Genomic DNA, 24897 nt, shown 5'->3' with positions numbered 1-24897 from the left:
GCATGAAAATCATCATCCTCGGCGCAGGCCAGGTCGGCGGTACGCTGGCAGAACATCTGGCCAGCGAAGCCAACGACATCACCGTGGTCGACACCGATGGCGAACGCCTGCGCGACCTGGGTGACCGCCTCGACATCCGCACCGTGCAGGGCCGCGCCTCGCTGCCCAATGTGCTGCGCCAGGCGGGTGCAGATGACGCCGACATGCTGGTGGCCGTGACCAACAGCGACGAGACCAATATGGTCGCGTGCCAGGTGGCCTACACGCTGTTTCACACCCCGACCAAAATCGCCCGTGTACGAGAAGCGGCTTATCTGACACGCGGCGAGGAGTTGTTTGATAACGACGCCATCCCGGTCGACGTGCTGATCAGCCCCGAGCAGGTGGTCACCAACTACATCAAGCGCCTGATCGAACACCCCGGTGCTTTGCAGGTGATCGACTTTGCCGAGGGCAAGGCGCAGTTGGTCGCGGTCAAGGCGTATTACGGTGGCCCGCTGATTGGCCAGCAATTGCGCCAGCTACGCGAGCACATGCCGAATGTGGATACACGAGTCGCGGCGATTTTCCGACGCGATCGGCCAATTACACCCCGTGGCGATACCATCATCGAGGCTGACGACGAAGTATTTTTCATCGCCGCCAGAGCCAATATTCGCGCAGTAATGAGCGAAATGCGCCGCCTTGACGAAAGCTACAAGCGTATTGTCATTGCTGGCGGCGGACAGATCGGCGAGCGCCTGGCCGAGGCCATTGAAAGCCGTTACCAGGTCAAAATCATAGAGATGAATCCTGCACGTTGCCGCTATTTGTCCGACACGCTCGACAGTACAGTTGTGCTGCAAGGTAGCGCCTCGGACCGCGACTTGATGCTCGAAGAGAACATCGCCGATGCCGACGTGTTCCTGGCCCTGACCAACGATGACGAGGCCAATATCATGTCCTCGCTGCTGGCCAAGCGCCTGGGCGCGAAGAAGGTGATGACCATCATCAACAACCCGGCCTATGTGGACCTGATCCAGGGTGGCGAAATCGATATCGCCATCAGTCCGCAGCTGGCCACCATCGGCACCTTGCTGGCCCACGTACGCCGTGGCGATATCGTCAGTGTGCACTCACTGCGCCGCGGTGCGGCGGAGGCCATCGAAGCCATCGCCCACGGTGACTCCAAGTCGAGCAAGGTGATTGGCCGCAGCATCGGTGAAATCAACTTGCCACCGGGGACCACGATTGGCGCGATCATTCGCGACGAAGAAGTGCTGATCGCCCACGACTCTACCGTCATCAATGCCGGCGACCATGTCATCCTGTTCCTTGTGGATAAAAAGCATATTCGCGACGTAGAGAAGCTGTTTCATGTGGGCTTGAGTTTTTTCTAAGGAGTCAGGGATGCTGGAATCACTGGAAAAGATGCTCGCCAAGGGTGTGGATAACTCATTGCTGCGCTTTGGCCTGGGCAAGGGCTATCTGGACCTTGGGGATAACTTGAAAGCGGCGGAGCATCTGCAGCGTTGCGTCGGCTTTGACCCCAAGTATTCGGCGGCCTGGAAGCTGCTGGGCAAGGCGCAGCTGGCGGCGGGGGATCGTGCGGCAGCGCGGGCGGCATGGGAGCAGGGGATTGCAGCGGCTCAGGCCCATGGCGACAAGCAGGCCGAGAAAGAAATGACGGTGTTTTTGAAGAAGCTGGATAAGTCGCAGTAATTCATCCAGCTTCATATTGGGAACTTGATGTGGGAGCGAGCCTGCTCGCGAAGATCGTTAGATAATCGCGGCGCTTGTGAAACCTTCGCGAGCAGGCTCGCTCCCACGGGATGCATGTCTGGTCAGTACCAGCGCGCCTCACCCGGCGGACGCTTCTTGAAGCGCTTCATGCTCCACATGTACTGGCTCGGGTACGCCCGCACATACTTCTCGACCACCTTGCTCATGGCCGCGCACGAGGTCGCCGTATCGGTGCTGTACATCTCTTCGGGCGCCGCTTCCAGAATCACTTTGAAACCCGAACCGTCGGGCAAGCGCAATGCGTGGAGGAACACGCCCACCGCTTTGCCGCCCGCCAGCATATTGGGCACAAACTTGCTGGTCAGGGCCATCGTGCCGAGGAACGGCACAAAAATTCCGGCTGACTCAGCGGGCTCCGGATCTGCCGGAATGCCCACCTGACCACCTTTGCGCACCTCCTTGATCACGCTCAGGATGCCTTCTTTGGTCGATGCCGCCACGCGGTTGCCCAGCTGAACGCGTTGCTTTTGCAGCAATTCATCCACAGCCTTGAGCTTGGGCGGGCGGTAAAAAATGATCGGCTTGCACTGGCTGCAATAGAAGTGGTTGAGCACTTCCCAGTTGCCCAGATGGCTGGTGATGCCTACCACGCCCTTGCCTGAGGCCAGGGCGTCCTTGAGCACGTCCAGACCTTCGACTTCACGCACCAGGTCAATCGAACGCTGGGCCGGCCAGATCCAGGCGCACGCGCTCTCGGTCAGGCTTTTACCGATGTCCTTGAGGCTCTGGCCCACGAGTTGCTCACGGGCGACCGGGTCCATTTCGGGGAAGCATTTGGCCAGGTTGATCCGCACCACATCGCGCGAACGATTAGGCAGTTTCCACATCAACCAGCCAATGGCCGAGCCCACGCGTTGCACCGCGCTCCACGGGAGCATGGCAAACAATCGCAAAGCCCCGACCAGCAAGGCGCCTTTAAACTTTTCCACAGAATAATCTCTCGAAAGCACTCGTAGCAGCTGCCGAAGGCTGCGTCCGATTGCGAAGCAATCGTAAATGCTGAGTGCTTGATTTTACTGACACATCGCAGGGCCTGACTTCACGACGGCTGCGCCGCCGGACGCAGCCTTCGGCAGCTGCTACGGGTTATGCGTGTGGCGAAAAAAGACATTCTAACCGCCGTTGGCCAGTTCCGCGTAACGGTCGCAATACGTGGCATGGTCCATAACCATGCCGCTGGCCTGCATAAAGGCGTAGCAAATGGTCGGGCCGACGAACGTAAAACCGGCTTTTTTCAGGCCTTTGCTCATGGCTTCGGCCTCTGGCGTCACCGCAGGGAATTCATGGCGTTCAGTAAAGTGGTTGATCTTCGGTTTACCACCCACAAACGACCATAAAAACTCCACCGGGTTGTCCAGAGCCAGCCAGGCCCGGGCATTGCGTCGTGCTCCGGCCACCTTGAGACGGTTGCGGATAATCCCCGGATCCTGCAACAAAACCTCGATTTCAGTGTCCGTCATAACTGCCAAACGCTGCACATCAAAGCCAAACATGACCTTGCGATAGTGCTCGCGCTTCTTCAAAACCGTGATCCATGACAAACCTGCCTGGAACCCTTCGAGCAATAACAACTCGAACAGCCCATGCGCATCGCGCAACGGCACGCCCCACTCTTGATCGTGATAAGCGGCATACAGCGGATCTTCTGAACACCAGAAGCAACGTGGCATATAGGCTCCAGGGGGTGGAGGGGCGACCGAATCGGGTATACTCCCGCTCTTTAAATCGCAGCCCAAGAAACAGGTGAATTTGTGAGCCAGCCTACGCCAGCAGTGCGTACCTTCCAAGACTTGATCCTCGCCCTCCAGCAATACTGGGCCGAGCAAGGTTGTGTGGTGCTTCAGCCCTACGATATGGAAGTGGGCGCCGGCACATTCCATACCGCCACGTTTTTGCGCTCTCTGGGCCCGGAAACCTGGAACGCCGCTTATGTGCAGCCCAGTCGTCGTCCGACTGACGGCCGCTACGGCGAAAACCCGAACCGTTTGCAGCACTACTACCAGTTCCAGGTGGTTTTGAAGCCAAACCCGCCAAACTTCCAGGAGCTGTACCTGGGTTCGCTGAAACATATCGGCCTGGACCCACTGGTCCACGATATCCGTTTCGTAGAAGACAACTGGGAATCGCCAACACTGGGCGCCTGGGGTCTGGGCTGGGAAATCTGGCTCAACGGTATGGAAGTCACCCAGTTCACCTACTTCCAGCAAGTAGGCGGCATTGAGTGCTACCCGGTTACCGGCGAAATCACCTACGGCCTTGAGCGTTTGGCTATGTACCTGCAGGGCGTGGATTCTGTCTACGACCTGGTATGGACTGACGGCCCGTTCGGCAAAGTGACCTACGGCGACGTGTTCCATCAGAACGAAGTCGAGCAGTCGACTTACAACTTCGAACACGCCAACGTCGACAAACTGTTCGAACTGTTCGATTTCTATGAAAGCGAAGCCAAGCGCCTGATCGAACTCGACCAGCCGCTGCCGTTGCCAAGCTACGAAATGGTGCTCAAGGCATCCCACACGTTCAACCTGCTGGATGCCCGCCGCGCCATTTCCGTGACCGCGCGTCAGCAATACATCCTGCGTGTGCGTACCCTGGCGCGTTCGGTGGCTCAGGCCTACCTTGAAGCTCGCGCCAAGCTGGGCTTCCCGATGGCTCCGCCGGATTTACGTGATGAAGTGTTGGCTAAGTTGGAGGCAGCACAATGAGTGCTCAAGATTTTCTGGTTGAACTGGGCACTGAAGAACTGCCACCAAAAGCCCTCAATACCCTGGCTGATGCATTTCTCGCCGGGATTGAAAAAGGCCTGCAAACAGCCGGTCTGAAATTCAGCGCGAAAAAAGTCTACGCCGCACCGCGCCGCCTGGCCGTTCTGCTGACCCAGCTGGAAACCCAGCAGCCTGACCGCAGCATCAATATCGACGGCCCGCCACGTCAAGCTGCTTTCGATGCCGAAGGCAACCCGACCCAGGCAGCCCTTGGCTTTGCCAAAAAATGCGGTGTTGAGCTGAGCGAAATCGACCAGAGCGGCCCGAAACTGCGTTTCAGCCAGGTGATCGTCGGCAAGCCGACCGCCAGCCTGCTGCCGACCATCGTTGAAGACTCGCTCAATGACCTGCCGATCCCCAAGCGTATGCGCTGGGGCGCGCGCAAGGTCGAGTTCGTACGTCCAACCCAGTGGCTGGTCATGCTGCTGGGCGACGAGGTCATCGATTGCACGATCCTTGCGCAAAAAGCCGGTCGTGAGTCCCGTGGCCACCGCTTCCATCACCCGGAAAACGTGCGCATCAGCGCCCCGGCCAACTACGCCGAAGACCTGCGCAAAGCCTACGTGCTGGCCGATTTCTTTGAGCGTCGCGAGCTGATTTCCAAGCGTGTGGCCGAGCTGGCGACGATGCAGGAAGGCAGCGCTATCGTGCCGCCGGCCCTGCTCGACGAAGTGACCGCGCTGGTTGAATGGCCGGTGCCGCTGGTGTGCTCGTTTGAAGAGCGCTTCCTGGACGTCCCGCAAGAAGCCCTGATCACCACCATGCAGGACAACCAGAAGTACTTCTGCCTGCTGGACGTCGATGGCAAATTGCTCCCGCGCTTTATTACCGTGGCCAACATCGAGAGCAAAGACCCGCAGCAGATCATCTCGGGTAACGAGAAAGTGGTTCGCCCGCGCCTGACCGATGCCGAGTTCTTCTTCAAGCAAGACAAGAAGCAAAAACTCGAGAGCTTCAACCTGCGTCTGCAAAACGTGGTATTCCAGGCCCAACTGGGCAGTGTTTACGACAAGGCTGAGCGTGTTTCGAAACTGGCGGCATTCATTGCCCCGCGCATTGGCGGTGACGCACCGCGTGCCGCCCGTGCCGGTTTGCTGTCCAAGTGCGACCTGGCCACGGAAATGGTCGGTGAGTTCCCGGAGATGCAAGGCATTGCCGGTTACTACTACGCGCTGAATGACGGCGAGCCTGAAGACGTCGCCCTGGCGTTGAACGAGCAGTACATGCCGCGTGGCGCGGGCGCGGAGTTGCCGAGCACCCTGACCGGTGCTGCAGTGGCCATCGCCGACAAGCTCGACACCCTGGTGGGTATTTTCGGCATTGGCATGTTGCCTACAGGCAGCAAAGACCCGTACGCACTGCGTCGTGCAGCGCTGGGTATCCTGCGCATCCTGATCGACAAGAAACTCGACCTCGACCTGACTGAAGCAGTGAAATTCGCTGTCAGCGCTTTTGGGGCCAAGATCAAGTCGGCCGGTCTGGCGGATCAGGTTCTGGAATTCATCTTCGACCGTCTGCGGGCGCGTTACGAAGACGAAGGCGTGGACGTGGCCACTTACCTGTCGGTACGTGCCCTCAACCCAACGTCGGCGCTGGACTTCGATCAGCGCGTGCAAGCCGTACAAGCGTTCCGCCAGTTGCCGGAAGCCGCTGCACTGGCCGCCGTGAACAAACGCGTTTCGAACCTGCTGAGCAAGGTTGAAGGCACGGTTTCGACCCACGTTGAAGCCCGCTATTTCGACAATGCCTGTGAGTTCTCGCTGTTCTCGGCCATCCAGAAGGCCGACGAGGCCGTACAGCCAATGGCTGCTGCCCGTCAGTACAACGAAGCCCTGACCCGTCTGGCCTCGTTGCGCGAGCCGGTGGATGCGTTCTTCGAAGCGGTGATGATCAACGCAGAAGACCCGAGCGTGCGGGCTAACCGCTACGCCTTGCTGGCCCGTCTGCGTGGCCTGTTCCTGGGTGTTGCCGATATTTCACTGCTGGGCTGAGGGGTTGCCGTTGAAACTGCTGATTCTCGATCGGGACGGAGTAATCAATTACGACTCCGACGCTTACATCAAGTCAGTCGAGGAGTGGCAACCACTGCCCGGCGCGATCGAGGCCATTGCGCAGTTGAGCAAGGCCGGCTGGACAGTCGCCATCGCGACCAACCAGTCCGGCATTGCCCGCGGCTACTATGATGTTGCCACGCTGGACGCCATGCACGCCCGCTTGCGGGCGCTGGTGGCAGAGCAGGGTGGCGAGGTCGGATTGATTGTCTATTGCCCACACGGACCTGACGCGGGTTGCGCTTGCCGTAAGCCCAAACCTGGCATGTTGCAAACGATTGCCAACCATTACGGCGTTGATTTGGCCCAATGTTGGTTCGTCGGTGACAGTTTGGGTGACTTGCAGGCTGCGCAAGCCGTCGATTCTCAGCCAGTTTTGGTAAAAACCGGAAAGGGCCTACAGACATTGGCCAAAGAGTTACCGGTTAATACTCTAGTATTTGACGATCTGGCGGCAGTCGCCGCAGAACTTATCCACAAATAAAGCATGTTCGAACACTGGCCTGCACGTTATGCGCTGGCCTGTTCCCTTATGCTTTATCCGCAACGGTAAAAGCCGCTATGTCGATACTGCAGGCCATCAGAACCTTCTTCTTTTACCTGCTGCTGGGCACCAGCTCTCTGCTGTGGTGCTCGCTGAGCTTTTTTGTCGCTCCGTTTTTGCCATTCCGTGCGCGCTATCGGTTTATCAATGTTTACTGGTGCCGCTGCGCGCTGTGGCTGACACGGGTGTTCTTGAAAATTGACGTTCGGGTTACGGGCGCAGAAAACATCCCGCAACGACCGTGCGTGATTCTGGCCAACCACCAAAGTACCTGGGAGACGTTTTTTCTCTCGGCCTACTTTCAGCCGTTGAGCCAGGTACTCAAACGCGAATTGCTGTATGTGCCGTTTTTTGGCTGGGCGATGGCGATGCTGCGCCCGATTGCCATCGACCGTGACAACCCCAAGGCTGCGCTCAAGCACATTGCAAAAAAGGGTGATGAGCTGCTCAAGGACAACATTTGGGTGCTGATCTTCCCGGAAGGCACCCGCGTGCCGTTTGGCCAGGTGGGAAAATTTTCCCGGGGAGGCACGGCCCTGGCGGTCAACGCCGAACTACCGGTACTACCGATTGCCCACAACGCGGGCAAGTTCTGGCCCAAGACGGGCTGGGCGAAAAAGGCTGGCACCATCGAGCTGGTCATCGGTGAACCGATGTACGCCAACGGCAGCGGTCCACGGGCCATTGCCGAGCTGAACGACCGGGTACAGGCCTGGAACGAGCAGGCTCAGCGCGACATGGGTTCGTTGCCTCCTATAGCTAAACCTTCTGAAACGATTGTGAACTAAGCAAATTGTGGATAACTTGTGCACAAGTTTTCTTTTTTTGTGAAAAAACAGACGTAAGCCTATGATTTTCATGCTTATTTCAGACTGTAAGTTTTCACCTAAATACGTGCATAAGTTTTTCTAAGCGCAAAAAAAACCGGCTTATATCAGCCGGTTTTTTGTGCCTGTCGATTCATTGCTTCTACCGCGCGGCCATCCTGCACCTTGGTAAATTCAAGATATCTGGATTCATCGCAACCTAACCAACATTGCTGTCAGGAAAAGCTATTGCTGCGTGTCAGATGCGGGATGAACGTGGTCTGGTACTTCAACTGATCGGCCTTGAGGGTTGACGCCGGATACACCAGATTTTCCAGCTGTCTGGTTTTTTCGATCATCTTTTGATCACCTTTGACGAAGTTTATCAAATACGCATTGTCTGGGCCCGGACTCGTAGGGGTGACCGTCACCGGGGTAAATCCAGCATTGGTGGCCATGGCGATCAGTCTTTCTTGGGACATATAATTGGCAGGTGTTTCAGCTTCCATATATTGATTGTAGGTTCGCTCCAGTTGTGCGGGCGATATATCCGGGTTTTCATGGAGCTTCTTATACAACTCAATGACCACATGCATCAGGTCGATATCATCTCCGCTCAGGCGACTGGAGTGCTCGGTGATGCTCAGTACGCCCCCCTCCTTGAGCAGATCGGCGGCTTGTTTGATACTGTATTGTTGCACCCCGTCGGAGGGGAAGTGATGCAGTGAATGCTGATACATGACGCAATCAAACTTTCCACCTTCCACTAATGGGTTTGCACAATCGCTCCCTGCCACTTTGCCGCTGCTCATGCTAGTGCCGTCATAAATGATCTTTTTAACGGATGCACAATTCTTGCGACTCTCGAGTTGCACCGTTTTGCTGTTTTCGTCCCATCCTGTTTCAGTATCGACTTCCAGGACATAGGGCTCGACATATATGCCGCTGGCCTCGGCCAGACTGGCGGATACATAGGACGTCAGCTTGCCGTCATTTCCGCCGATATCCAAAACCTTGAGCTTGTTCGAACCGCGGCCCAAATCTGGATTCACCTCCATGATCATAGTGGCGATGTCATTACCCTTTCTGCTGAGGTGAGCAGTGACATCAGTCGCAACGGATTGTTTATTGATCGTTGTCGCGTTTCTATACCAATCGCACAGTTTTTCTATAAAAACGGCGTTGGGAAGCTTTCGTGAAACGTCCTTGGCGAGGCCCACCATATCGGCAATCAAGCGTTCCTTGTACTCATTGCTGATTGAAAAAGAATCCGAGTCGCAGTGATAGGTCAGTACTTTGGAAAGATCAGCATGTCGGCCAATATTCTCGCCGTGCAACTTTAAATAGTCATGGATAAAGTAATTACTCTTTGAGTCCAGTCGATGTTGGACAGGTTCGAAGCTTTCCAATGGACCGTCGAATGCCCTAGGAGAGAGTGAGATAAGTTGCAACATACAGAGTTCCTTATTCGCTGATGATCGTTCTAGGCTATAAGTAGGATTATCAGCAAAGCGGGTTCCAGAGACTTTGTATGAGCCCTTGTCCAAAGCTTTGGACGACCCGACCACAACAACAGAGGGGCAGGTTATTGAATGGGGCTTTATTGCCACGTTCAAGTTCGGGAATGTGGAAGGCGGTGGGGCTCTTCGCTCCACCGCTCGCTCAAAGGGAAGGCGGGTTACTTAGACCTTGTCGATATTCACATTCCTCGTTTCCTTGAGGCACAGCATGCCCACCACCAGGCTGACCCCGGTGATCACCACCGGGTACCACAGGCCATAGAAGATATCCCCGGTGTAGACCACCAGTGCAAACGACACGGTGGGCAGAAAACCACCGAACCAGCCGTTGCCGATATGGTAGGGCAGGGACATTGAGGTGTAGCGGATGCGAGTCGGGAACAGCTCTACCATCACGGCTGCCAGTGGGCCGTAGGTCATGGTGGCAATGAGTGTCAGTAGTACCATCACCAGTACAACCATTGGCTGGTTGACCGCGCCTGGATCAGCCTTGGCCGGGTAACCCGCTTCGGTTATCGCTGCGCGCATGGCCGCTTCGTCAAAACCGCTGATTTTCTGTTCACCTACCGACACTTGAACTTCAGCGCCCGGTGCAGCCGACTGTGAGGTATACGGCAAGCCCTGCTTCACCAGGAAGGTTTTAACCTTGTCGCACGGGCTGTCAAAACGTGCCTTGCCTACCGGGTCAAACTGGAAGGTGCAGGTGCCCGGGTCGGCCATGACCACAATCGGTGATTGACGGCTGGCGGTATCAATCTGCGGGTTGGCGTAATGGCTCAATGCTTTGAACAGCGGAAAGTACAGGACTGTGGCCAATAACAGGCCAAGCATCAGGATCGGCTTGCGCCCCACACGGTCAGACAGCCAGCCGAAGAATATAAAGAACGGTGCCCCGATTACTACGCTGATAATCAGTAAGAGATTGGCCTGGGCCGGGTCCATCTTGAGCATCTGTGTCAGGAAAAACAGCACATAGAACTGCGCGGTATAGAAGGTTACCGCCTGGCCAGCGTTGATACCGAACAGGGCAATCAGCACGATCTTGAGGTTTTCCCATTTACCGAACGATTCGCGGATCGGCGACTTGCTGGTTTTACCTTCGGCTTTCATTTTCACGAACGCTGGCGACTCGTGCATGCTCATGCGAATCCAGGTCGAGATGCCCAGCAGCACGATGGACAGCAGAAACGGCAGGCGCCAGCCCCAGACTTCAAACTGGTCACCGGTCAGGTACCGGCAACTCAGCACCACCAGCAGCGACAACAACAAACCCAAGGTGGCAGTCGATTGAATCCAGCTGGTGTTGAAGCCACGCTTGCCCGGTGCGGCGTGTTCAGCCACGTAAGTGGCTGCACCGCCGTATTCACCGCCCAGCGCCAGCCCCTGGAGCATGCGCAATACCACGAGCATGATCGGGGCAGCGATACCGATGCTGGCGTAGGTCGGCAACAGGCCGACAGCGAAGGTCGATAAACCCATCAAGATGATGGTCATGAGGAAGGTGTATTTACGCCCGATCATGTCACCCAATCGACCGAACACCAGTGCCCCGAAGGGTCTCACCAAAAAGCCTGCGGCGAAGGCCATCAAGGCAAAAATAAACGCCGTGGTGTCGTTGACCCCAGCAAAGAACTGCTTGCTGAGCACGGTGGCCAAAGCGCCATACAAGAAAAAGTCATACCACTCGAAAACGGTCCCGAGGGATGACGCAAAAATGATTTTGCGCTCTTCGCGCCCGGTCGTTCCTTTGACGGTAGCCGCCTGTTGTGCAAGTGCGTCTGACATGTGCAAAGTCCTCGGCCCTATGGGCCACAGTGATTATTGTTGTTGTCCACTGCCGGTTCCGGATGACTGCGCCCGAAACCACGATCGCCTTCAGGCGACCGGTATAGCTGCCGTGCGGTTAACGCCTGCTGTGTACTGCGGTGTTTCAAGCGAAGCCTGCAAAATCAGCTGCGCGGCTTTTTCGCCAATCATCAGGGTCGGAGAACAGGTATTACCCGACACGATGCTGGGCATGATCGAAGCGTCTGCCACCCTCAAACCCGGTACCCCATGAACGCGCAATTGGGCATCGACCACTGCCTCGGCGTCCTGGCCCATGCGGCAAGTGCCCACGGGGTGAAAAATCGTCGTACCAATACGGGCAGCTGCGTCGTACAGCTCTTGTTCGGTCTGCAAGTCCTTGCCTGGCAGATATTCCTCAGGGGTAAAGGCCTGCAGAGCTGCGCTGGCCACGATACGCCGAGTCAGGCGTATGGCATCGGCTGCTACCTTGAGATCATCAGGGTGGCTCAGGTAATTGGGGTCGATCAGCGGTGCGTCATCCGGGTTTGCCGAACGGATATCCACGCGCCCCCGGCTTTTTGGTCGCAAGTTGCACACCGAGGCGGTAAAGGCCGGGAAGGTGTGCAGCGGCTCGCCAAAACGCTCAAGGGACAGCGGCTGGACGTGGTATTGCAAGTTGGCAGATAACTGATCAGGGTCGGATTTGACGAACGCCCCCAGCTGACTGGGGGCCATCGCCAAAGGACCACTGCGGTCGTAGGCATATCGCAGGCCCATGCCGACTTTACCCCACACGCTATTGGCGACCTGGTTGAGGGTTCGGGCCTTGGTCAGTTTGAAGATCAAGCGTAACTGCAAGTGGTCCTGCAAATTCCCCCCCACCCCGGGCAGCTCATGCAGCACAGTTATCCCCAGGCTTTCGAGCAAAGGCCGCGGGCCAATACCCGAGCGCTGCAAGATGCCAGGAGAGCCAATCGAACCGGCGCAAAGGATAATCTCGCAACCGGCCGTGAAGGTATGCTGTGCGCCTTGCCAGCGCGCACTGACCTGGGTGGCCCGGCCGTTTTCAAGCAGCACTTTGTCGACTTGCACGTCGGTCAAAACCGTCAGGTTGGGGCGCTTGAGTATTGGCCGCAGAAAAGCCTTTGAGGCATTCCAGCGCACACCGGAGCGCTGGTTGACTTGAAAGTATCCACAGCCCTGGTTATCGCCACCGTTGAAATCGCTGACGCTGGCAATTCCGCTTTGCGCGGCGGCGTCACGAAACGCGTCGAGAATCGGCCATGAATAGCGCTGCTGCTCAACCCGCCACTCACCTTCACTGCCATGCAGCTCAGAATTGCCGGCAAAGTGCTTTTCGCTGCGTTTGAACAATGGCAATACGTCATCCCAGCCCCAGCCCGAATTGCCCAACTCGGCCCAGCGGTTGTAATCACCCGCCTGGCCGCGCATATAAATCATGCCGTTGATGGACGAGCTGCCGCCCAAGACCTTACCCCGTGGGTAGCTCAGGCTGCGACCTTGCAAACCGGCCTGGGTTTCGGTCTTGAAACACCAGTCGGTGCGCGGGTTACCGATGCAATACAGGTAACCCACAGGAATATGGATCCAGGGGTAGTTATCTTGCCCGCCCGCTTCGAGCAGCAACACGTTGTGGCGAGGATCGGCAGACAGCCGATTGGCCAGCACTGAACCTGCAGGCCCGGCACCCACGATGATGTAGTCGTACACCTTGTTGGCTGATGGCATGTATCACCTCGCGCCTTTTATTTATTGTTCTTGTCCTACACCATCCTATTGATTATTTTCGTGTTGCAAACGCGAGATTTCACCCATGGCTTGTGCGTTTTTGCACAGTCATCCGTAAGCCACATCTGATGTAGCGCTCTGGGGGTTGATCATGTTCGACTGGAATGACATGCGGTACTTCCTGGAGTTGCAGCGCAGCGGACGTTTACTCACCGCCGCCAAGCGCCTGAACACCACCCATAGCACCGTTGCACGGCATATTGAGAGCATCGAGCAACACTTGGGCGCGGCTTTATTTGTGCAATATGCCCAGGGGTACGAACTGACCCCGGCCGGGCAAGCCTTGCTCAAACATGCCGAAGCGATGGAAAACGTCGCACTGCTGGCCCAGGAAGAAATCAACCAGTCCCTCACCCCCTTGGGCAAAATCCGTCTGGGTGTCACCGAGGGCATTGGCATCATGTTTATCACCTCGCGACTGCGGGGTTTGTTTGAGCGTTATCCAGGTCTGGAGGTGGAACTGGTCGCAGTACCGCGCTTCGTCAGCATCCTCAACCGCGAAGCAGAAATCAGTATTCATCTGGACCGTCCCAACGCCGACCTGTTGATAACTCGCAAACTCACTGACTACCGGCTCGCGCTCTATGCCAGCCGCCTTTATCTGGACAAGGCGCCGCCTCTGAACAGCCGCGACGATCTGGCCAACCACTACTGGATCGGCTACGTCGACGACCTGTTGTTCAGTCAGGAGCTGCTGTTCCTCAATACCTTCTGCCGCACCCCGACCGTGACCTTTCGCAGCACCAGCGTCATTGCCCAGCAACAAGCCGCTCGCGCCGGCCTGGGTATCGCCGTATTGCCCAACTACATGGCCGCTGACGACCCCGACCTGGTGCGTGTATTGCCGGGCGAGTCTGTGCAACGCAGTTACTGGATCAGCACCCGCCGGGAACTGCACAAATCCGTAAGGTTGAGGGTGGTGTGGGATTTTTTACTGGAGTTGTGCCGCGAGGAGAGGGCGGTGCTGCTGGCGCCATAGTCATTTTTTAGCCATTAAAAAAGGCCAACGCTGAGCGTTGGCCTTTTTGGGTACTGCGGGTCAAAACAGGATCAGAAATCCAGGTTGGACACTGCCAGTGCGTTGCTCTCGATGAATTCACGACGTGGTTCTACAGCATCGCCCATCAAGGTGTTGAAGATCTGATCGGCGCCGATCGCGTCTTCGATGGTGACTTTCAGCATGCGACGTACGCTTGGGTCCATCGTGGTTTCCCAGAGCTGATCCGGGTTCATTTCACCCAGACCTTTGTAGCGCTGGATGGTGTGACGTTTGGTACTTTCAGCCATCAACCAGTCCAGTGCTTCCTTGAACTCGGTCACTTGCTTGCGACGTTCGCCACGCTGGATATAGGCGCCTTCATCCAGCAGGGTGCTCAGTTGAGCGCCCAGGGTCACAACGGTTTTGTAATCGTTGCTGCCGAAGAAGTCGCGGTTGAAGGTGATGAACGTCGAGTGGCCGTGGGAGATCAGTTCGACCTCTGGCAACCAGACATTACGCTCACGGTCTTCACGCAGGCTGGCTTTGTAGACCAGGCCCGATTTCTCGACCAGACGCAGACGCTCTTCAAACTTGGCCATCCAGTCCTGCATGGCAGCGTGGTCACCCAACTGCTCAAGGCTTACAGCCGGCAGGTAGATGAAGTGCTCGGTCAGCTCCTGAGGGTACAGGCGCGACAAACGCTTGAGGGTCTTCATCACCATGCGGAAGTCGTACACCAGACGCTCCAGTGCCTCACCGGAGATGCCAGGGGCATCTTCGTTCAAGTGCAGGCTGGCATCTTCAAGAGCCGACTGGGTCATGTACTCTTCCATGGCCTCGTCGTCTTTAATGTACTGCTCTTGCTTGCCCTTTTTCACTTTGTACAACGGTGGCTGGGCGATGTAGATGTAGCCACGCTCGATCAGCTCCGGCAACTGACGGAAGAAGAAGGTCAGCAGCAGGGTACGGATGTGCGAACCGTCAACGTCAGCATCGGTCATGATGATGATGTTGTGATAGCGCAGTTTGTCGATGTTGTACTCTTCGCGGCCGATGCCACAGCCCAGCGCAGTGATCAAGGTGCCGACTTCTTGCGAAGAGATCATCTTGTCAAAACGGGCTTTCTCGACGTTGAGGATTTTACCTTTCAACGGCAGGATGGCTTGGGTACGACGGTTGCGACCCTGCTTGGCGGAGCCGCCAGCAGAGTCACCTTCCACCAGGTACAGTTCGGACAGAGCAGGGTCTTTTTCCTGGCAGTCAGCCAGCTTGCCCGGCAGGCCCGCGATGTCCAACGCGCCTTTACGACGGGTCATCTCACGGGCTTTACGTGCAGCTTCACGAGCACGGGCTGCGTCGATCATCTTGCCGACAATCAACTTGGCTTCGTTCGGGTGTTCCAGCAGGAAGTCGGAGAAGAACTTGCCCATTTCCTGTTCAACAGCGGTCTTCACTTCGGAAGACACCAGCTTGTCTTTAGTCTGCGAGCTGAACTTTGGATCCGGCACTTTCACCGAGATGATCGCGGTCAAGCCTTCACGGGCGTCATCACCGGTGGTGGCGACCTTGTGCTTCTTGGCCAGGCCTTCAGCTTCGATGTACGTGTTGAGGTTACGCGTCAGGGCAGAGCGGAAGCCCACCAAGTGCGTGCCACCATCGCGCTGTGGAATGTTGTTGGTGAAGCACAACAGGTTCTCGTTGAAGCTGTCGTTCCACTGCAGGGCGATTTCTACGCCGATGCCGTCTTCACGCTGAACATTGAAGTGGAACACCTGGTTCACAGGGTTCTTGTTGGTGTTCAGGTAATCAACGAATGCACGCAGGCCACCTTCGTACTTGAACAGCTCCTCCTTGCCGCTGCGCTCGTCCTTGAGGACGATACCCACACCGGAGTTCAGGAAGGACAGTTCACGAATCCGCTTGGCCAGGATGTCCCAGCTAAAGTGGATATTCTTGAAGGTTTCAGCCGAAGGCTTGAAGTGGATCTGCGTACCCGTGGTTTCGCTTTCACCCACAATAGCCATAGGCGCCTGAGGAACACCGTGGACGTAGGTCTGTTCCCAGATCTTGCCACTGCGGCGTACAGTCAGGACCAGCAGTTCGGACAGGGCGTTTACCACCGAAACACCTACACCGTGCAAGCCGCCGGATACTTTGTAGGAGTTGTCATCGAACTTACCGCCGGCGTGCAGCACGGTCATGATGACCTCGGCTGCAGATACGCCTTCTTCTTTATGCACGTCAACCGGAATACCGCGGCCGTTATCGCGCACGGTGATGGACTCGTCCGGGTGGATCGTGATGGTGATGTCGTCGCAATGGCCAGCCAGCGCTTCGTCGATGGAGTTGTCGACTACTTCGAACACCATGTGGTGCAGACCGCTGCCATCGTCAGTATCACCAATGTACATACCGGGACGTTTGCGTACGGCATCAAGGCCTTTCAGCACTTTAATGCTCGTTGAGTCGTACGTGTTTTCTTCGCTCAATGCCTTCACTCCCGATGGTCGTGGGTCTGGGTGATACAGCCCTGTTCCACGTGGAACAGGGCAACTGGCGTTTCCGTCTGCCAGCCTTCCCTCAATAATTCGTGGTCTACACAGGTAATGAATACCTGGCAGCGTAAGTCTTCCAACAAGCGACACAGTGCGTTGCGATGCTGCTCGTCCAGTTCGGACGGCAAGTCATCCACCAGATAAATACATTGGCCTCGCCGGGCCTGGCTGACCAAGTGCCCCTGAGCGATGCGCAGCGCGCAGACCACCAACTTCTGCTGCCCCCGCGACAAAATATCTGCGGCGTTATTTGCACCCAGCTTAAGGCGCAAATCAGCACGTTGTGGCCCCGCCTGGGTATGCCCCATTTGCTGGTCCCGGTGGACAGACGCGGCGAGTACAGCACTCAGCTCACGGTCTTTATCCCAACCACGGTAATAGCTCAGCGTTAACCCCTGGAGATCCAGCAGCTCGCTCAGGGTCTGCTCAAAGACTGGTTTCAAGGCTTTGATGTAGGCGCGGCGGTATTCATCAATTTCAGCACTGGCCAGGCACAGTTCCCGGTCCCAGGCCGCTTGTGAAACGGCGTCGAGTGTACCATGCCGCAGCCATGAGTTCCGCTGCCGCAGGGCCTTCTGTAGCCGCTGCCAGGTCGACATGAACCGCGGTTCAACATGGAACACGCCCCAGTCGAGAAATTGCCTGCGGATCTTTGGGGCCCCTTCAAGAAGTCGGAAGCTGTCCGGGTTGATCAATTGCAGCGGAAGTATCTCGGCCAATTGCGCAGCACTGCGCGCATTCTGGCCGTCGATACGAATCTGGAACTCCCCCTGACGATCCCGCGAGACACCCAGTGCACTGTGTCCGCCTTCTGCCAGTTCTACCTGACCAAAAACTGTACAGCTCTGCTGCTCATGCTGGATAACGGGGTTCAGCCGCACACTGCGAAACGACCGCGCCAACCCTAGCAGGTGGATAGCTTCCAGCACGCTGGTTTTGCCGCTGCCGTTGGCGCCGTACAGAATATTGATGCGGGGGGAGGGGGAGAAGGTCACCGGGTGCAGGTTACGCACCGCGGTGACTGTGACACGACTGAGGGACATCTAGCGTGGGCTGTGCATAAGTTACAGGCGCATCGGCATGACAACGTAGGCCGAGTCGTCGTTGTCCGACTCCTGGACCAGGGCGCTGCTGTTGGAGTCCGACAGGATCAGACGCACTTGTTCAGTGGTCATGACGCCCAGTACGTCCAGCAGGTAGCTCACGTTGAAGCCGATCTCCAGGGAGCCGCCGTTGTAATCAACGCCAACTTCTTCTTCCGCTTCTTCCTGCTCCGGGTTATTGGCCTGGATTTTCAGCTGGCCATTGGCCAGTTGAAGGCGAATACCGCGGTACTTTTCGTTGGACAGGATCGCGGTACGGCTGAACGCTTCACGCAGTGCCTGACGGTCACCGATCACCACCTTGTCACCGCCTTTAGGCAGAACGCGCTCGTAGTCCGGGAACTTGCCGTCTACCAGCTTGGAGGTAAAGGTGAACTCGCCGGTGGTCGCTCGGATATGGTGTGCACCCAGAACGATGCTCACTTCGCCGTCTGGCTCGGTCAGCAGGCGCGCCAGCTCGAGGATACCCTTGCGCGGTACGATCACCTGGTGACGGTCTGGTTGGCCGATATCGGCTTTCATCGAGCACATGGCCAAACGGTGACCGTCGGTAGCTACGGCACGGATGATCCCGGCCGACACTTCCAGCAGCATACCGTTGAGGTAGTAACGAACGTCCTGCTGGGCCATGGCAAAGCTGGTGCGCTCGATCAGACGACGCAACTTGCTCTGCTGCAGGCTGCAGGTCAGCGAACCCGGACCTTCTTCAACCGTCGGGAAATCGTTGGCCGGCAACGTCGACAGGGTAAAGCGGCTACGGCCTGCCTTGACCACCAGTTTGTTGTCATCAAGTTTGATGTCGATCAGTGCATCGTTGGGCAGGCTTTTGCAGATATCCATCAGCTTGCGCGCAGGCACGGTGATTTCGCCTGGCTCGGCCGGCTCTTCAAGTTGCACCCGACCGACCAGCTCGACTTCAAGGTCAGTACCGGTCAGCGACAGTTGCTGGCCTTCGACAACCAACAGCACGTTGGACAATACCGGCAAGGTCTGGCGGCGTTCTACTACGCCGGCGACCAGTTGCAGGGGTTTCAACAGGGCTTCGCGTTGAATGGTGAAATGCATGGTCTAGTCCCTTGCCTTAATAAGCTGCGCTGGTGTCATCAGGTTGTCAGAGTTCGCAGCAGGTTCTTGTAGTCCTCGCGGATGTCCGCGTCGGATTCCTTGAGTTCGTTGATCTTGCGGCATGCGTGCAAAACCGTGGTGTGATCGCGACCGCCAAACACATCGCCGATTTCCGGCAGGCTGTGGTTGGTCAGTTCCTTGGACAGTGCCATGGCGACCTGGCGTGGTCGCGCTACCGAGCGCGAACGGCGCTTGGACAACAAGTCCGAGATCTTGATCTTGTAGTACTCGGCCACGGTGCGCTGGATGTTATCCACAGAGACGAGTTTGTCTTGCAGCGCCAGCAAGTCTTTTAGGGATTCGCGAATCAGCTCGATGGTGATGTCGCGGCCCATAAAGTGCGAGTGAGCGATAACGCGCTTGAGCGCGCCTTCGAGCTCACGCACGTTGGAGCGAATGCGCTGGGCAATAAAGAAGGCTGCATCATGGGGCAGATCAACCTTGGCCTGATCGGCCTTCTTCATCAGGATCGCTACGCGGGTCTCTAGCTCCGGCGGCTCGACGGCAACCGTCAGTCCCCAGCCAAAGCGCGACTTCAGACGCTCTTCGAGGCCTTCGATTTCTTTCGGGTAACGGTCACTGGTCAGAATCACTTGCTGACCGCCTTCAAGCAGGGCGTTGAAGGTGTGGAAGAACTCTTCCTGGGACCGTTCCTTACGCGCAAAGAATTGAATGTCATCGATAAGCAAAGCATCGACCGAACGGTAGAAGCGCTTGAACTCGTTGATGGCATTGAGCTGCAGGGCTTTAACCATATCAGCTACAAAACGCTCGGAATGCAGGTATACGACCTTGGCATTCGGGTTCTTCTTTAACAGGTGGTTACCCACCGCGTGCATCAAGTGAGTTTTACCCAGACCTACGCCGCCATAAAGGAAGAGCGGGTTGTAACCATGCTTGGGGTTATCCGCCACTTGCCACGCCGCAGCGCGGGCCAGTTGGTTGGACTTGCCCTCGACGAAGTTTTCAAAGGTAAAGGTGCGGTTCAGGTAGCTGGTGTGCTTCAGGGCACCTTCAACCTGAACGGTGCGCTGTTCGGCGCGCACGGGTGCTTGCTGCGAGCTGGCGCCGGCCATCGGGTCGAAGCTGGCACGCGAAGGCTCTTCGCTGGCGGGCTCGGACTGCTTGGGCGCGGGTGCAGAGACTGCAGGCGCAGGCGCGCTCGGCGCCGGGGCTTGCTGAGAAGCCGATGCAGCCAAGGGCGCATTGGGGGCAGCACGAGGCGCCGAGCTGCGTTTGCTGCCTATTAACAAGGACAACGCTGGCGCCATGCCATTGCTGTGCTCATTCAACAGTTCAAGCAAACGGCTCAGGTATTTTTCGTTAACCCAGTCGAGAACGAATCGGTTGGGTGCATACACACGCAACTCGTCGCCTTCGGCTTCGACCTGTAGTGGACGGATCCAGGTGTTGAATTGCTGGGCAGGCAGCTCATCGCGCAAAAGCTCCACGCACTGCTGCCAAAGTTCCACTGACACGGATATCCCCTAAGTTGAAAGCCGGTGAGGCAAAAACAGGCGCCATTGTAGCGACCGCCGCCCCACTTATCCACATGTAGCTGACCTGCATATAAGGCGTTGACAGGCTTTTTACTGTGAACAAAGCGACAAATGGTATGTGCATAAGGTCTGTGGATAAGCGGGCCTGAGCTCGTTGCACAAGTGGGGGTAAAACTCTGTGCATAACACGGCTGTGGATAAGTAGCCCTTTCATGCACAGCTTTTCCGAGGGTGCAGCACAGGCAAAGCACCGCTTGTGGACAACCTTTCTGTTCTCTGAAAACCTTGCTCTACAAGGGCTGCATAGAGTTATCCACAGCAGAACGGCTCTATAAGAGTAGTAAGTTCTTTAAAAGAGCTTTAAATACTTCGTTTTTTTATTTCTATAGTTGGCAGGCACAAGACTGGTGCAAAACGGCAAACATCTATTTAGCAGTAAACGTTGGTTGGAAATTGACCTATCGGCTTGCATTCTCTAGAATCGCCGGTCTCTTAAAACGGGGGCCATTCCGGCCCGTTGTGGACGAACCAGGTAGCACGACATGAAACGTACTTTCCAACCAAGCACTATCAAACGCGCCCGCACTCACGGTTTCCGTGCTCGCATGGCTACTAAAAACGGCCGTGCAGTCCTGTCGCGTCGCCGCGCCAAAGGCCGTGCACGTCTGGCAGTTTGATAATCAGACAATGGTGGTGAGTCAGGACTTCAGTCGGGAAAAGCGGTTACTCACTCCCCGACATTTCAAGGCAGTCTTTGACTCCCCCACCGGCAAGGTTCCGGGGAAAAATCTCCTGCTCCTTGCGCGTAGCAACGATCTTGATCACCCCCGCCTGGGGTTAGTGATCGGGAAAAAGAGCGTAAAGCTCTCCGTTGAGCGCAATCGCCTTAAGCGTTTGATGCGTGAATCGTTTCGTCTCCACCAGGATTTACTGGTTGGTTGGGATATCGTTATCGTCGCGCGCAAAGGTTTGGGTGACGTAGAGAACCCCGAATTGATTCAGCATTTCGGCAAACTCTGGAAGCGTCTGGCCCGTAACACGCCAGTTCCAGCGGTTAAAACCGAAACTGTAGGGGTAGGCAGTCCTGATGCGTAAACTGGCACTCGTTCCGATCCAGTTTTATCGTTATGCCATTAGTCCTTTGATGGCCAGCCACTGCCGTTTCTACCCCAGTTGTTCCTGCTACGCGTTGGAAGCCATCGAAAATCATGGCCTTCTGCGCGGCGGCTGGCTGACCTTTCGTCGTTTAGGTCGCTGTCACCCGTGGAATCCCGGTGGTTACGACCCGGTTCCACCTATCCCTACCTCCCGTTCTTCTTGATGGCCGAGTAATCATGGATATTAAACGCACGATCCTGATCGTCGCTCTCGCAGTCGTGTCCTACGTTATGGTTCTGAAATGGAACCAGGACTACGGCCAAGCTGCCCTGCCGACTCAGAATGTTGCCGCCAGCACCACCGCACCGGCTTTGCCCGATACGGTTTCAGGTAACAACGTTGCAAACAGTGCCGATGTACCCAGCGCCAATACCGATACCAGCACACCGACTGAAACCCCGGTGGCTGCAAGCAAAGACCTCATCCACGTAAAAACGGATGTTCTGGATATCGCGATTGATCCACAGGGTGGTGATATTGCCCAGCTGCGTCTGCCGCTTTATCCACGTCGCCAGGATCACCCGGATGTTCCTTTCCAGTTGTTCGATAACGGCAACGAACGCACCTATCTGGCCCAAAGTGGCCTGACAGGCGTTGATGGCCCGGACGCCCGTCCGTCAGGTCGTCCTGTTTTCAGCACCGAGAAAAAGACCTACGAACTGGCCCCAGGTCAGGATCAACTGGTTGTTGATCTGAAATTCAGCGAAAACGGCATCAACTACATCAAACGCTTCACGCTCAAGCGTGGTTTGTACGATGTACAAGTCAGCTATCTGATTGATAACGAGAGCGGCAAGCCGTGGAACGGCAACCTGTTCGCGCAATTGAAGCGTGATGCCAGCTCCGATCCTTCTTCCAGCACCGCCACCGGTACTGCGACTTACCTGGGCGCTGCCCTGTGGACAAGTGCAGAGCCGTACAAAAAAGTGTCGATGAAAGATATCGACAAGGCTCAGCTGAAAGAAACCGTACAAGGCGGCTGGGTTGCCTGGTTGCAGCACTACTTTGTGACCGCGTGGATCCCTCAGAAAGGCGATAACAACGTCGTTCAGACCCGCAAAGACAACCAAGGCAACTACATCATCGGTTTCACTGGCCCAACATTGACTGTTGAGCCGGGCAAAACCGCTGAAACCAGCGCTACGTTGTATGCCGGTCCGAAAAGCCAGGGTGTACTCAAAGAGTTGTCCCCAGGCCTGGAACTGACGGTTGACTACGGCATCCTGTGGTTCATTGCCCAGCCTATCTTCTGGCTGCTGCAACATATCCACAGCCTGGTCGGTAACTGGGGCTGGTCGATCATCTTCCTGACCATGCTGATCAAAGGGATCTTCTTCCCTCTGTCGGCCGCCAGCTACAAGTCGATGGCCCGCATGCGCGCTGTGGCACCAAAACTGGCCGCTCTGAAAGAGCAGTTCGGTGATGACCGCCAGAAAATGTCGCAAGCGATGATGGAGCTGTACAAGAAAGAGAAGATCAATCCACTGGGCGGCTGCTTGCCGATTCTGGTGCAGATGCCGGTCTTCCTGTCCTTGTACTGGGTACTTCTGGAAAGTGTTGAAATGCGCCAGGCGCCGTTCATGCTCTGGATTACCGACCTGTCGATCAAAGACCCGTTCTTCATTCTGCCGATCATCATGGGCGCAACCATGTTCATCCAGCAGCGTCTGAACCCGACTCCGCCGGATCCGATGCAGGCCAAGGTGATGAAGCTGATGCCAATCATCTTCACCTTCTTCTTCCTGTGGTTCCCGGCTGGTCTGGTGCTGTACTGGGTTGTGAACAACTGCCTGTCCATCGCTCAACAGTGGTACATCACGCGTAAAGTCGAAGCGGCTACCAAAAAAGTCGCTGAGTAACTTACTCTGATACGCACCACTCAAAACGCCCCCTAGTGGGGCGTTTTGCTATCCGTCACTTTTGTTTTGAGGCCTGTTTTATGAGTGTTCCGGCAGAGACTATTGCTGCAGTAGCGACCGCCCAAGGCCGAGGTGGTGTGGGGATCGTACGTATTTCCGGCCCACTCGCCCGTGTTGCGGCCAAAGCGTTCAGCGAACGCGAACTAAAACCGCGCTATGCCCATTACGGCCCTTTTTACGGCGACAACCGCGAAGTGCTGGATGAAGGCATAGCACTCTACTTCCCCGGGCCCAACTCCTTTACCGGCGAAGACGTCCTTGAACTGCAGGGCCACGGCGGTCCGATTGTTCTGGATATGCTGCTGCAGCGCTGCATCCAGTTGGGCTGCCGTTTGGCCCGTCCGGGGGAGTTCAGCGAGCGGGCCTTTTTGAATGACAAGCTCGACCTGGCCCAGGCCGAGGCGATTGCCGACCTGATCGAGGCAAGTTCTGCACAGGCTGCGCGTAACGCATTACGTTCCTTGCAGGGTGCTTTCTCTCAACGTGTGCATAACTTGACCGAGCAATTGATCGGTTTGCGTATCTATGTCGAAGCAGCGATTGATTTCCCGGAAGAAGAAATCGACTTCCTCGCCGATGGCCATGTGCTCGGTATGCTCGACAAGGTTCGTGAAGAGTTATCCACCGTACAGCGCGAAGCCGGCCAGGGTGCTTTGCTGCGCGACGGCATGACCGTGGTGATTGCCGGGCGGCCCAATGCTGGAAAATCGAGCCTGCTCAATGCCCTGGCCGGGCGTGAAGCGGCGATCGTGACCGAAATCGCGGGTACTACCCGTGATGTGTTACGCGAACATATCCACATTGATGGCATGCCATTGCACGTTGTCGACACCGCAGGTCTGCGCGACACCGATGACCAGGTTGAGAAAATTGGCGTGCAGCGCGCACTCAAGGCCATTGGTGAAGCTGATAGGGTATTGCTGGTGGTTGATGCCACGGCACCGGAAGCTGATGACCCGTTTGCCCTGTGGCCAGAGTTTCTTGAACAACGCCCGGATCCGGCGAAGGTGACCTTGATCCGCAACAAGGCGGATCTAAGCGGTGAGAATGTAGCCCTTGAAGTCAGTGAAGATGGCCATGTCACCATCAGCCTGAGTGCCAGATCTACAGAAGGCCTGGACCTGCTGCGGGAACACCTCAAGGCCTGCATGGGCTATGAGCAGACCTCGGAGAGCAGCTTCAGCGCACGCCGCCGCCATCTGGAGGCATTGCAGCACGCCAGCAAGGCACTTGAGCATGGCAGGGCACAACTGACCCTGGCGGGCGCCGGGGAGCTATTGGCCGAAGATTTGCGCCAGGCACAGCATTCCCTTGGCGAAATTACCGGGGCATTCAGTTCGGATGACCTGCTGGGGCGGATCTTCTCCAGCTTCTGTATCGGTAAATGACCCTCGTAGCAGCTGCCGTAGGAACGAGGCTGCGTCCGGCGGCACAGCCGTCGTAAAATCAGACACTGTGGTGTGCCAGTTAAAACCGGAGCTCAGGATTTACGAC

At 56.5% G+C, this 24897-nt stretch carries 21 protein-coding genes; 12 read left to right on the top strand and 9 right to left on the bottom strand.

Annotated features, from left to right (window positions below):
• Positions 1–2 precede the first annotated feature (2 nt).
• Positions 3–1379 carry a Trk system potassium transporter TrkA gene (gene trkA / locus QN377_RS08140; RefSeq protein ID WP_094999591.1) on the top strand — a complete coding sequence of 459 codons (1377 nt, stop codon included), beginning with the start codon at positions 3–5 and terminating at the stop codon, positions 1377–1379.
• Positions 1380–1389: 10 nt separating this feature from the next.
• A complete protein-coding gene (locus QN377_RS08135; protein WP_094999590.1) occupies positions 1390–1701 on the top strand; it encodes a tetratricopeptide repeat protein in 312 nt (103 codons plus the stop codon).
• 122 nt (positions 1702–1823) lie between these two features.
• Here the strand turns inward: QN377_RS08135 and QN377_RS08130 are convergent, their stop codons facing one another.
• The gene (locus tag QN377_RS08130; RefSeq protein ID WP_094999589.1) at positions 1824–2711 is read right to left on the bottom strand and encodes a lysophospholipid acyltransferase; all 888 of its coding nucleotides are present in this window, start codon (positions 2709–2711) and stop codon (positions 1824–1826) included.
• A gap of 183 nt (positions 2712–2894) precedes the next feature.
• Positions 2895–3452 carry a DNA-3-methyladenine glycosylase I gene (locus tag QN377_RS08125; protein WP_095020604.1) on the bottom strand — a complete coding sequence of 186 codons (558 nt, stop codon included), beginning with the start codon at positions 3450–3452 and terminating at the stop codon, positions 2895–2897.
• Positions 3453–3533: 81 nt separating this feature from the next.
• Here QN377_RS08125 and glyQ point away from each other — a divergent pair, with 81 nt between their 5' ends.
• The 4 genes from glyQ (at position 3534) to QN377_RS08105 (ending at position 7930) form a co-directional block, all read left to right on the top strand.
• On the top strand, positions 3534–4487 hold the full coding sequence (glyQ, locus tag QN377_RS08120; protein ID WP_003437964.1) for a glycine--tRNA ligase subunit alpha: 954 nt from the start codon (positions 3534–3536) through the stop codon (positions 4485–4487).
• Positions 4484–6538 carry a glycine--tRNA ligase subunit beta gene (gene glyS, locus QN377_RS08115; RefSeq protein WP_094999587.1) on the top strand — a complete coding sequence of 685 codons (2055 nt, stop codon included), beginning with the start codon at positions 4484–4486 and terminating at the stop codon, positions 6536–6538. Before glyQ ends, glyS begins: the two co-directional genes overlap by 4 nt.
• A 4-nt stretch (positions 6539–6542) precedes the next feature.
• Positions 6543–7082 (top strand): D-glycero-beta-D-manno-heptose 1,7-bisphosphate 7-phosphatase, encoded by a 540-nt coding sequence (gene gmhB, locus QN377_RS08110; RefSeq protein WP_165446529.1) that lies wholly within the window; start codon positions 6543–6545, stop codon positions 7080–7082.
• A gap of 77 nt (positions 7083–7159) precedes the next feature.
• Positions 7160–7930 (top strand): lysophospholipid acyltransferase family protein, encoded by a 771-nt coding sequence (locus tag QN377_RS08105; protein WP_094999585.1) that lies wholly within the window; start codon positions 7160–7162, stop codon positions 7928–7930.
• A gap of 254 nt (positions 7931–8184) precedes the next feature.
• Here QN377_RS08105 and QN377_RS08100 read toward each other — a convergent pair whose 3' ends face one another.
• The 3 genes from QN377_RS08100 to QN377_RS08090 all read right to left on the bottom strand — a co-directional run bounded on the left by QN377_RS08100 (position 8185) and on the right by QN377_RS08090 (position 13005).
• A complete protein-coding gene (locus QN377_RS08100) occupies positions 8185–9402 on the bottom strand; it encodes a class I SAM-dependent methyltransferase (RefSeq protein WP_322213896.1) in 1218 nt (405 codons plus the stop codon).
• A 228-nt stretch (positions 9403–9630) separates the two neighbouring features.
• Positions 9631–11253, bottom strand: coding sequence for an MFS transporter (locus tag QN377_RS08095; RefSeq protein ID WP_094999584.1), 1623 nt, complete (start codon positions 11251–11253; stop codon positions 9631–9633).
• 90 nt (positions 11254–11343) lie between these two features.
• A complete protein-coding gene (locus QN377_RS08090; protein WP_095017924.1) occupies positions 11344–13005 on the bottom strand; it encodes a GMC family oxidoreductase in 1662 nt (553 codons plus the stop codon).
• Between the two features lie 151 nt (positions 13006–13156).
• Between QN377_RS08090 and QN377_RS08085 the strand changes: the two genes are divergently transcribed.
• Positions 13157–14044 carry a LysR family transcriptional regulator gene (locus tag QN377_RS08085; RefSeq protein WP_094999582.1) on the top strand — a complete coding sequence of 296 codons (888 nt, stop codon included), beginning with the start codon at positions 13157–13159 and terminating at the stop codon, positions 14042–14044.
• A gap of 71 nt (positions 14045–14115) precedes the next feature.
• Here QN377_RS08085 and gyrB read toward each other — a convergent pair whose 3' ends face one another.
• From gyrB to dnaA, 4 genes are read right to left on the bottom strand one after another with little or no spacing between them, the layout of a single operon-like run.
• Complete coding sequence (gyrB, locus tag QN377_RS08080; protein WP_016782862.1) at positions 14116–16533, bottom strand: DNA topoisomerase (ATP-hydrolyzing) subunit B; 2418 nt, start codon at positions 16531–16533, stop codon at positions 14116–14118.
• A gap of 5 nt (positions 16534–16538) precedes the next feature.
• Positions 16539–17642 carry a DNA replication/repair protein RecF gene (gene recF, locus QN377_RS08075; RefSeq protein WP_094999581.1) on the bottom strand — a complete coding sequence of 368 codons (1104 nt, stop codon included), beginning with the start codon at positions 17640–17642 and terminating at the stop codon, positions 16539–16541.
• 21 nt (positions 17643–17663) lie between these two features.
• Positions 17664–18767 carry a DNA polymerase III subunit beta gene (gene dnaN, locus QN377_RS08070; protein ID WP_016782864.1) on the bottom strand — a complete coding sequence of 368 codons (1104 nt, stop codon included), beginning with the start codon at positions 18765–18767 and terminating at the stop codon, positions 17664–17666.
• 38 nt (positions 18768–18805) lie between these two features.
• Positions 18806–20305 carry a chromosomal replication initiator protein DnaA gene (gene dnaA, locus QN377_RS08065; protein WP_094999580.1) on the bottom strand — a complete coding sequence of 500 codons (1500 nt, stop codon included), beginning with the start codon at positions 20303–20305 and terminating at the stop codon, positions 18806–18808.
• Positions 20306–20868: 563 nt separating this feature from the next.
• Between dnaA and rpmH the strand changes: the two genes are divergently transcribed.
• The 5 genes from rpmH (at position 20869) to mnmE (ending at position 24791) form a co-directional block, all read left to right on the top strand.
• Positions 20869–21003, top strand: coding sequence for a 50S ribosomal protein L34 (gene rpmH, locus QN377_RS08060; protein ID WP_003213577.1), 135 nt, complete (start codon positions 20869–20871; stop codon positions 21001–21003).
• A 16-nt stretch (positions 21004–21019) separates the two neighbouring features.
• The gene (gene rnpA, locus QN377_RS08055; protein ID WP_019828646.1) at positions 21020–21421 is read left to right on the top strand and encodes a ribonuclease P protein component; all 402 of its coding nucleotides are present in this window, start codon (positions 21020–21022) and stop codon (positions 21419–21421) included.
• On the top strand, positions 21414–21647 hold the full coding sequence (gene yidD / locus QN377_RS08050) for a membrane protein insertion efficiency factor YidD (protein WP_019828647.1): 234 nt from the start codon (positions 21414–21416) through the stop codon (positions 21645–21647). Before rnpA ends, yidD begins: the two co-directional genes overlap by 8 nt.
• A gap of 13 nt (positions 21648–21660) precedes the next feature.
• On the top strand, positions 21661–23343 hold the full coding sequence (gene yidC / locus QN377_RS08045; RefSeq protein WP_094999579.1) for a membrane protein insertase YidC: 1683 nt from the start codon (positions 21661–21663) through the stop codon (positions 23341–23343).
• Positions 23344–23423: 80 nt separating this feature from the next.
• Positions 23424–24791, top strand: coding sequence for a tRNA uridine-5-carboxymethylaminomethyl(34) synthesis GTPase MnmE (gene mnmE / locus QN377_RS08040; protein ID WP_094999578.1), 1368 nt, complete (start codon positions 23424–23426; stop codon positions 24789–24791).
• Positions 24792–24897: the final 106 nt, after the last annotated feature.

The organism is Pseudomonas sp. CCC4.1 (assembly GCF_035019225.1).
Taxonomy (GTDB): domain Bacteria; phylum Pseudomonadota; class Gammaproteobacteria; order Pseudomonadales; family Pseudomonadaceae; genus Aquipseudomonas; species Aquipseudomonas bubulae.
Note: the sequence above shows the minus strand (reverse complement) of the source record. Positions and strands in the feature narration are given on the sequence as shown.